The organism is Thermogutta sp., from assembly GCF_014359955.1.
Taxonomy (GTDB): domain Bacteria; phylum Planctomycetota; class Planctomycetia; order Pirellulales; family Thermoguttaceae; genus Thermogutta.
In genome coordinates, this window is sequence record NZ_JACIYL010000099.1 from 1 (window position 1) to 9,343 (window position 9,343).

Below are 9,343 nucleotides of genomic sequence, written 5' to 3' on the forward strand. Positions count from 1 at the left end.
ACCACATGAAACTGAGACTGCGTCTCAAGTCGTTTGTGTACATCAGATATACGTTCAACTTTGAGGAGGAAAAGCACTATGCGTCTTAGACGTGCCACATCGCTTCGTGCTGGGTTCACGCTCGTGGAGTTGCTGGTGGTCATCGCGATTGTATCCATCCTGGTGGGGCTACTCCTTCCCGCGGTCCAGATGGCTCGGGAGTCTGCCCGCAGTGCTCAGTGTCGCAGTCACCTGCGCCAAATCGGGATTGCGGTTCATCATTACGCCAATCTCCACGACGGGGTGATGCCCTTCCACGTAGGAGAGGGCGACCTCACCGATCTGAGCCAATCGGCCGTAGAGGCCCTGTTGCCGTTCTGCGAGAACAATCGCGCCATTTTCGCGTGCCCCGGCGATGTGGGCACCGTGGAGGATTCCACCCCGTTCTTTAAGTCGCTGGGAACCAGTTACAAGCTGGAAGGCCGCGCCTTCAGCCAGCGATTCCTCCCTGAGCGGATCGTGATGGAATACGACAAAAAGACCGGCACATGGAAACCCAAGAAGAAAGAAGCCAAGCCGTGGTTTGTTCGCCGTCTGGACGACCACATTCAGGGTTATGACACCAAGAAGGCGGCTGAGGGTAAGGAACTGAAACCGGAGGACCGGGTCCAGTCCCATCAAATCCAACTGGCCCGCGATCTCTTTGAACCCTGGAAAGCTGGGGAAATCAAGTCTTTTCCACTCAGAGGCGTATTTACCGTCCAGCCATTTCATACAGGACACATGAACGTGCTCTTCGTGGACGGACACGTGGTTACGGTGGGCAGTAAAACTGAGTGGGAACTCCTTCGTGGGAAAGATCCCAACATCAAAGACGACTGACTCGCCGCCGAAGATGGCTTGCTGCGGGGAAGCCTTGATTCCGCCTCTTCGGGCGTCGTGGGCTGTGTCCGTACCGATGATCCCGAGACCACACCTCAATTCCAAACAGTCGAACATCGAGGAACACCAGAGAACATGTTCGCCTTTATTCGCGCACTTTCACGACCGCTGCGGCAGTTCCACCGGTGGGTCGGACTCGCCCTGATGATTCCTCTGTTGGCTGTGGCGGTCACGGGAGTTCTTCTGGTCCATCCGAAATGGTACGAGGCGCCTAAGATGGAAGACCTCCCACCGACGCCACCTCCGACCCAAGCGACGGCTCAAGTGATTGCCACCGCTCTCGATCACGCTGGAAAGCTCGACGGATTCCAAATCAAGCAGATCGACGTCCGCTTTCACCCGACGCTAGGCTGGTTTGTCGCCATCAAGGGCGTGGATCGTTCCACCGCTGGGGAGCGTCAGTATGTCCATCCGGTGCGCACTGGTGCGATTCAAACAGCGGAAAAAGCGGTGCGGCAGACTGTTCTCTCTGCAACCCCACCCAAACCGGGCCTAAAAAAATTCTTTAAAGACCTGCACACGGGAGAAATCTTTGGCAAAGAATGGGCATGGATCTGGGCGGATGTCGTGGGTGTTTCTTTAGCGTTTCTGGCCTGTTCCGGCTTGGTTATTTATCTGCCAATCTTCTGGGCCAAGCGGAAGCGGAACGCCACACCTGTGTTACCCCGGGAGGTTCAGCCCACCGATTCCAGTATGTCGAATAAACAACGGGACCACGTTCCATGCGCGCCTTAGGTTGGATAGCCGTAACGATTTTATTCCTTTTGTGTGTCTGGACCCTCTGGCCGAGAGCGACCAACGTTGAACTTTCGGAGGAAGTCATCCGTCAAACTGTCGAGAAAATCCGTCAAACGGCCGAGGTACACTGGCCAGAGGAGTTGGCCAGGCTGGAGGACGGACTACCGACACCAACGGCTCAGGTGATGCTGGTGCAGGGCGTACCTGGCGAGCTTGCACTCGTGTTGGCTGTGCCAACGGACAGCTCGGAAGACGAACAGTCCTCTCACTGGCGACTCCCATGGCCGAAGCTCAGCAGCCTGCTTGCAGAGGGTCCAACCCACCCAGTTCAAGTCTCCGAATCACGCCACGGCATCCGCTATGTCCACCACGTCTTCCCAGTGGCTGCGGAACAGCAGCAATATCTCGTGGTGACAGGGCTCGCCCCTTCCACCGGTTCACGGTTGTGGGGCTGGCTCGGTCTTCTCATCGCGGTGGCCATTGGTGTCGCACTTTTGTTCGTTCGCGAAAACTGAGAGATGCTCCGCCGCCGGACGTACGGCAATCGGGCTGGTTGCGTCCATCCTTTGTGCCCTTGTCCATTTCAGGTAGTTTGGGGAATCTCGGCCATGGCTTGAATCGCCGAGACGGGCACACCGAACAGAATTGCGTCCGCGAATTGTCTCATCGCTTCGGCAGTTCGATGCGAACACCGAGCACATCGAGAAATCGCGCGAGCCAGACGGGATGGGCCGGCCAGGCAGGGGCGGTCACGAGATTCCCGTCCACATAGGCCTGGTCCAGATCGACCTGCACGTACGTGGCTCCGGCATTGGCAATATCCGGAGCAACGGCCGGATAGCAGGTACAGATCTTTCCCTTGAGCACGCCCGCCGCGGTGAGGAGCTGCGGCCCGTGGCAGATCGCGGCGATCGGCTTGCCCGCCTCGGCAAAATGACGGATGATTTCGATGACGCGTTTGTTCAGACGAAGGTACTCCGGAGCCCGCCCGCCGGGAATGCAAAGGGCGTCGTAGTCCTCCGGCCGAATTTTGTCGAAATCGGCGTTCAGCGTGAAATTATGGCCGCGGAGCTCGCAATAGGTCTGGGCACCGTCGAAGTCATGCACGGCCGTGCGGACTTGTTCTCCGGCCGCCTTGCCGGGACAGACGGCATGCACCGTCAGCCCCACCATCTGAAGCGCCTGAAACGGCACCATGACTTCGTAGTCTTCCACATAGTCACCAACGAGCATCAAGATCTTCATAGAATCGACCTCCTCAGGGGTTTTCTCGTTTCACCCAGTTTTCGTTTTTTATCAACCTTCGATCAATTCACGGCTATCACCAGCATTTCAAGGGGCCCAAAGCATTGTCCTGTGCTCCGGCTTGGAAGCCACGAAGCAACATCGGCATTCCCCCGCGTTCCATTGGCCCGACCGTCCCAGGGCCTGAATTCGGAAGTGCTGCCCCCGGTGCATCCGGCCACGGGGAAATCGCGGAGGCTCAGTCTTCGTCGCTGGTTTGCCTTTTTGCCCTTTTAGTGCCCATTATCGCGGAGGAGCCGCACGAAACAAGACTTGCTTCGGGCTGATATCTTCCTGGTGGCGGCATCCATCGACCATCATTAAACCCGCTTCCGGTAGGGGCCATTCATGAATTGCCGCTGCCAAACTCACCGGTATGTGCTCTACAAATTAATTGACTTGCCGCGAGAGACCACGGCGATCTATTCATCGCCATGAATCGCCCCGACCACACGTCCAGGTTGTGGCATCTTGCGCTTTTGGCACAAAAGGGGGGATGGGTCATGCACCGGGGGTGTTGCAGTCATCAGGAAAATGGCCCAAAATACCAAACATTACTTCGCCATCAGATGTGGTTATGGCGTGGCAGGTTAGATCGTCACGGTGTCTTGTGTCGACAGTTTGTTAAGGTAAGGAGTGAATCATGGCGCGACCAGTCACGATGTTCACGGGCCAGTGGGCTGATCTTCCCCTGGAAACTCTTCTTCAGAAGGTGAAGGAGTTCGGGTACGACGGCGTCGAGCTGGCATGTTGGGGTGATCATTTTGAAGTCCGCAAGGCACTCGAGGACGATGAGTACTGCGCCAAGAAGCGCGAGCTACTGGCCAAATATGGCATGCAGGTCTTCGCGATCAGCAACCACCTCGTAGGGCAGGCCGTTCTGGATAACATCGATCTGCGTCACAAAGCGATTCTGCCCGACTATGTATGGGGAGATGGGGATCCGGCCGGGGTCAATCAGCGTGCCGCCGATGAATTGAAGGACACCGCTCGGGCGGCGCAGAAGTTCGGCGTGAGCATCGTGAATGGTTTCACGGGTTCCAGCATCTGGCATCTTCTCTATTCGTTCCCGCCGGTCCCGCCGGACATGATTGAGGAAGGCTATCGCCTCCTCGCCGAGCGGTTCATTCCCATTCTGGATGTCTTCGAAGAGTGCGGCGTCAAATTCGCGTTGGAAGTCCATCCCACCGAGATCGCGTTCGACCTGTACACCGCGGAGCGAACGCTGGAAGCCCTCAAGGGACATCCCGCGTTCGGTTTCAATTTCGATCCCAGCCACCTCATCTGGCAGGGCGTGGATCCGGTCCAGTTCATCCGGTACTTTCCGGACCGGATTTTCCACGTCCACATGAAAGACGCAATCGTCAAGCGTGACGGGAAAGGCGGGATTCTGGGCAGCCACCTCAATTTCGGCGACCCGCGCCGGGCCTGGGATTTCCGCTCGCTGGGCCATGGAAGCGTGGACTTTGAGGAAATCATCCGGGCCCTCAACGATATCGGCTATCAGGGACCGCTCTCAGTGGAATGGGAAGACAGCGGCATGGACCGCGAATTCGGCGCGAAGGAAGCCTGCGAGTTCGTCCGTCGAATCGACTTCCCGCCCAGCCAGGTGGCCTTCGACGCGGCCTTCGACAAAACGGAGCAGGCCAAAAAGGGCTGAACATTGCCCTTGTGCCCGGATAATCGCTCAATAGTCCGACGAATCAGCGGGTGAGTCGGATGCGTCAGAAAAGCTTATCGCCATCGACACGGTTCCCGGACCGTGTCGATTTTTTTCGGGGAATCTGTTTTGCTCCGATAAAGACAACAAAGAGAACGGTAGGAATGTGCTCACGATGATTCTCTACTGCATTCGACATGGAGAAAGCACCTACAATTCGGAAGGCCGCGTCCAGGGACAGTCTGATGTACCGCTCTCTGATCTGGGACGGCGACAGGGCGAAGCCGTGGCCGAAGCACTGGCGGAAGTGGGGTTGGAGGTCATTTTCAGCAGTCCTCTTCGCCGTGCTTACGAGACAGCAGAAATCATCGCCCGCCGAACAGGCGCTCCGATTCGCACCGATCCCCGCCTGAAAGAGATCAATGCCGGGATCTTCCAGGACCGGTTGCGGAGCGAGTTGGTCGCCCAGTTTCCCGAAGAATACCGCCGCTGGATTTCCGGCGATCCGGACTTCGCGATCCCGGGTGGAGAATCGCGCCGCCAGCTCGCCGAAAGGGGAGTTGCTGCCTTCCGCGATATGATCGCTTCCGGGTACGAGCGCGTGGCGGTCGTCGCCCACGGAAGGTTGCTTGTGGTCACACTCAAATCTCTCCTTGATTCCTCGGACGCGGGCAAGCTCCCAGCGGCCCTTCAAAATGCGTCCATCACCACAGTGGAGGCGGACCCGACCACAGGACAAATGCGGCTGATTGCTGCCGACGACGTGCATCATCTGGAAGGTGTCGGACTGAGTGGAAGCGGTGATTTGTAATGCCAGGTCAAGCGGCGAAACGTGAACACCAAAAGCACGCCGATTTGCGTCACTTTGCCACAATGGGCCCGGCGCCACGCAGCGGCTCCCGGGTTTACAGGGGTGCCTCCGCGGATTCATAATGGGCTACCGAGTGTGAAGGACCACGCTCTGGTCGCGCAACCACCGCAGTGATCTCTGGTTTCGCCGGCAGGTCGTCGTTGGTGATCATCGCGGGCGCGCCGCTTGTTTAACCACACGACGAGAAACCGCACCCGTACTGAGTGGGTGAGTCGGCATCAAGCGAGCGTTGTAACTCGACAAACCTATGGGGGAATCACGCTATGAAATCGCGAGTTGCTTTGGGTGTCGTTGCGTGGATCCTGGCTGGTGCACTCAGTGCGAGCAGGGCCGAGATTCCGGCCTCCGAGCGGTTGCCGAATATCATTTTCGTACTGGCCGACGACCTCGGATACGGCGACCTGGGTTGCTATGGTCAACAAATCATCCAGACGCCGGAGCTGGATCGCATGGCCGCGGAGGGAATGCGTTTCACACAGTTTTACGCCGGCTCGACGGTGTGCGCACCATCGCGCTGCGTCCTGATGGTGGGTCAGCACACAGGACACTGTTCCGTTCGGGGAAATGCGCCTGCCAATCAGCGTGCGAACCAGTCGCTTCGTGAAGACGATATCACGATCGCCGAGCTCCTCAAATCCCGGGGATACCAAACGGCGCTTATTGGGAAGTGGGGACTGGGCGAGGTCGAGGAGCCGGGACATCCCCTGCGAAAAGGTTTTGATTACTTCTTTGGCTATCTCAACCAGGGGCATGCGCACAACTACTACCCTGAGTTCTTGTGGAGAAACTGGGGCAAAGTCATGTTGCGAAACGAGGTTGTCGCAGTGAAGGCCAATTACGGCAGCGACTTCACACCCGGCTACGCCACCAAAAAAGTGGATTACTCACATGATTTATTCACTGAAGATGCTTTGCGCTGGGTCGAGGAACACAAAGAAAAACCGTTCTTCCTGTATCTCGCTTACACGATTCCCCACGCCAACAATGAGGCGACTCGGGCCACAGGGAACGGAGCGGAAGTTCCCGACTTCGGCATTTATGCCGATCGCGACTGGCCCGATCAGGACAAAGGACAGGCTGCCATGATCAGCCGCATGGACCGTGATGTCGGCCGTCTGTTGCGCAAACTCCGCGAACTCGGCATTGCCGACCGGACCCTGGTGATGTTCTCGTCAGACAATGGGCCGCATAACGAGGCCGGGCATAACGTGCAGCGGTTCCGCCCGAGTGGTCCCCTGCGGGGAATGAAACGGGACCTCTATGAAGGCGGCATTCGGGTTCCGTTCATTGCCTGGTGGCCAGGCAAGGTTCCCGCCGGAACGGTATCGGACCACGTGGCGTATTTCGGTGATGTGATGGCCACCCTGTGTGAACTAACGGGAGCGGATCTGCCCCCTAACCGAGACTCCATAAGCTTTTTGCCAACCCTGCTCGGCAAGCCTTTTGAGCAAAAGCAGCATGATTATCTGTATTGGGAGTTTTACGAAAGAGGCTCCGCCCAGGCCGTGCGTTTTGGAAACTGGAAAGCCATCCGCAAGCCGATGCTGACTGGTGAGATCGAGCTCTACAACCTGGCTGACGACCTGGGCGAAACGAAAAACGTCGCGGCCGAGCATCCCGACATTGTGGAAAAAGCACGGCAATTGATGGATGAAGCCCACAGACCGGACCCCCGCTGGCAGGTGCCAGCGCCCAAAGCAGTTCCGCCACGTCCATCGGACGCCCGGTGAGGGTGTCCGCGACTCCGTGGGGAAACAGCGAACCAGCGTGGTTGGAATGCTCCGGCGAGCTACCTCGGCGGTTTACGGAGGGGTTCTACCAGAACCGACGCCGAAAGCGGACAGGATGCCCTGCGGATGATCTCCGTGATCTGCCGGACCGTGTGCTTGGGTGTGCGATCTTTCACACACCAAAGCCAGGCTTCATCGCTGGCACGAAGAAGTTTTGACAAAAAATTCTCGTTCCCCAACGGTGAGTAAACGAGCGTAAGTCCGTACCGCTGGCGACAGCCGTCGAAAAGACGGCGACACTCGAGCCAGGCGGGCAACGAGGCCGGAACCGTTCCTGCCGGTAAAAATGAGACGCGACGGTCTTTCAGAAGGGCCTCGTCAGGGAGTGTTCCTCGGGCCAGGAGGCTGCCCAGCCCGGTGGACGCGTTGACTGTCACCCTTCTGGTCAGCGTGCCATTGAGTATGTCCGCGTCGATCACCAGGACGGACTCATCGCTTTTTTCAGCAACCTCGGCCGCCAGTCCCAAGATGACTCCTGGATCGAGGCTCTCGTCCATCAGGTGGACGCTCACCCAGCCCGTCTTTTGCGCTTTCCAACCCAGTGCCAGGATGAGGACATCCACCACGTCCTGAAGATGATGACCGTATTGCTGCCGAAAAACACGGAGCTCGCGAAGGGATTGTTGTTCCCGTCGCGTGTCGGACTGAGCCGTCTTCATCCCCGCCTGCCGGGGAGCACTTTCCGCCGAGCCGCGAACGTGCGCTTCGTCCCGTCGCCATACCCGGATCGTTTCGCCCGGAGTTTCCGCTGCCGCATGCGACGGCGCCGCCTTCGACCTGCCCCCCGCGGAAGAAGCGTGTCCCGAAAACGGGATTGTGTGCGGTGCCCCGTCGCGCTCCCTCTCGAGTTGTTCGAGGGCGTCAACGATTCTCGCTGTGGGCTTTTCAGTCTGTGCCATAAAAAAGTCCAAAGGTCACGTAAATAACTGGTTACCGGGCATTGCGCAACTGACTGAACAGCGACTTGAAACGGCGTCGTACATGGGGCGGGGTAACTTGGGTGGTCTCCTTCACCGGTTGTTCTTCCGCTGCCGGAGATGGCTCGTTGGTTTCCAGTCCCCGGACACCCCCAACGATGTCTCGATCCCCGGGCCGCTGCGCGGCCGTCGAATTTGCAACCGTGGGTAACGGCGGAGACTTTTCGGTTTTCCCGCCCTCCCTGTCGGCCTCGCAAACCGGGTCTGTACGTTCCCCAACTTCTTCCCACTCGACACCCTCCATGGGCGCGTCGTCACCGGGTGCACCGTGTGACTCGATCGCAGATGGTGCCATCACCCCGGCCGGTGGGAAGCGATCTTCCTCATCCGGTATTTCCGTACGGTCCCGCGCCACGTGAGTCAGTATCGGGTCCTCTTCACGCTGGGAAATGGGCTCCAGACTCTCATCAGAATCAGCAGCGCAAGCATTCGCCTGATGGGTGGTCGAGGCTATGTCCGCGGACCTACCTTCGTCATCCCCCGGTTTCTCCGGAGAACCGGTCCCGGACCGAGAATCGTCCCGACCAGCTGCCGGCATCCGGGGAGTCACAGGAATCTCCTGGGCAAACGTCTCCGCGAAAGGATCCCCCCAGTCATAAAAGACGAGTTCCACCTCGGGGCTTCGCATCGTTTGGGGGGACATCTCATTTTCCAGTTCCGAAACTGTGGCCACCACATCGTCAATCCGCGCGACCGGATCGGGTCGGTCCTGCAATCCCTCCGGCGGCTCGCGATCTGGCACACCTTCCAATGGCTCCTTTGAGGTGTGGCCGCCCGTCAGGAGATCGGTGGGGACTTCAAACGACTCATTGCTTTCGGGTGCCAAGGGTGAAACATCCAGCTCCCCATGCGGGCCGGCCAGTGATTGACCTTCCCGATCGCGCCAGCCCTGCCGGTCCGCTGGCTCGGTTGGGACACTCGCTCCACCCCCGGAGAGGTCCGCGGCGAGGTCCTGGACCGCATCACCTCCGATATCGGACCAGCTTCCAAATTCGACGACACTGCTTGCACCGCCCGACCGCGGAACAGGATCCCACGGGATGGGAAACTGCTGGAGATCCGACCATGCTTCCTGCACGAGTTCCGGAGTGACCGTCTTCAG

At 58.5% G+C, this 9,343-nt stretch carries 9 protein-coding genes; 6 read left to right on the forward strand and 3 right to left on the reverse strand.

Annotation, left to right across the window (positions count from 1 at the left end; genetic code table 11):
* Positions 1–78 precede the first annotated feature (78 nt).
* The 3 genes from H5U08_RS19820 to H5U08_RS04965 all read left to right on the forward strand — a co-directional run bounded on the left by H5U08_RS19820 (position 79) and on the right by H5U08_RS04965 (position 2,174).
* On the forward strand, positions 79–861 hold the full coding sequence (locus H5U08_RS19820) for a DUF1559 domain-containing protein (RefSeq protein ID WP_366494067.1): 783 nt from the start codon (positions 79–81) through the stop codon (positions 859–861).
* 135 nt (positions 862–996) lie between these two features.
* Positions 997–1,656 (forward strand): PepSY-associated TM helix domain-containing protein, encoded by a 660-nt coding sequence (locus tag H5U08_RS04960; protein WP_297030877.1) that lies wholly within the window; start codon positions 997–999, stop codon positions 1,654–1,656.
* Positions 1,644–2,174 (forward strand): hypothetical protein, encoded by a 531-nt coding sequence (locus H5U08_RS04965; protein WP_297030879.1) that lies wholly within the window; start codon positions 1,644–1,646, stop codon positions 2,172–2,174. The genes H5U08_RS04960 and H5U08_RS04965 overlap by 13 nt, the downstream gene beginning before the upstream one ends.
* Before the next feature lie 148 nt (positions 2,175–2,322).
* On the opposite strand, the gene H5U08_RS04970 is transcribed toward H5U08_RS04965, so the two are convergent.
* On the reverse strand, positions 2,323–2,904 hold the full coding sequence (locus tag H5U08_RS04970; RefSeq protein WP_297030881.1) for a DJ-1/PfpI family protein: 582 nt from the start codon (positions 2,902–2,904) through the stop codon (positions 2,323–2,325).
* A gap of 682 nt (positions 2,905–3,586) precedes the next feature.
* On the opposite strand from H5U08_RS04970, the gene H5U08_RS04975 reads away from it, so the two are divergent.
* The 3 genes from H5U08_RS04975 (at position 3,587) to H5U08_RS04985 (ending at position 7,204) form a co-directional block, all read left to right on the forward strand.
* Positions 3,587–4,603, forward strand: a complete 1,017-nt coding sequence (locus H5U08_RS04975; RefSeq protein ID WP_297030883.1) for a sugar phosphate isomerase/epimerase — start codon at positions 3,587–3,589, stop codon at positions 4,601–4,603.
* Positions 4,604–4,778: 175 nt separating this feature from the next.
* Complete coding sequence (locus H5U08_RS04980) at positions 4,779–5,414, forward strand: histidine phosphatase family protein (RefSeq protein WP_297030885.1); 636 nt, start codon at positions 4,779–4,781, stop codon at positions 5,412–5,414.
* 323 nt (positions 5,415–5,737) lie between these two features.
* On the forward strand, positions 5,738–7,204 hold the full coding sequence (locus tag H5U08_RS04985) for an arylsulfatase (RefSeq protein ID WP_297030888.1): 1,467 nt from the start codon (positions 5,738–5,740) through the stop codon (positions 7,202–7,204).
* Between the two features lie 59 nt (positions 7,205–7,263).
* Here H5U08_RS04985 and H5U08_RS04990 read toward each other — a convergent pair whose 3' ends face one another.
* Entirely contained in the window at positions 7,264–8,163 is a 900-nt protein-coding gene (locus H5U08_RS04990; protein WP_297030890.1) for a hypothetical protein, read from the reverse strand.
* Between the two features lie 31 nt (positions 8,164–8,194).
* Positions 8,195–9,343, reverse strand: a 1,149-nt coding sequence (locus tag H5U08_RS04995) for a hypothetical protein (RefSeq protein ID WP_297030892.1), incomplete at its 5' end; no start/stop codon positions are given.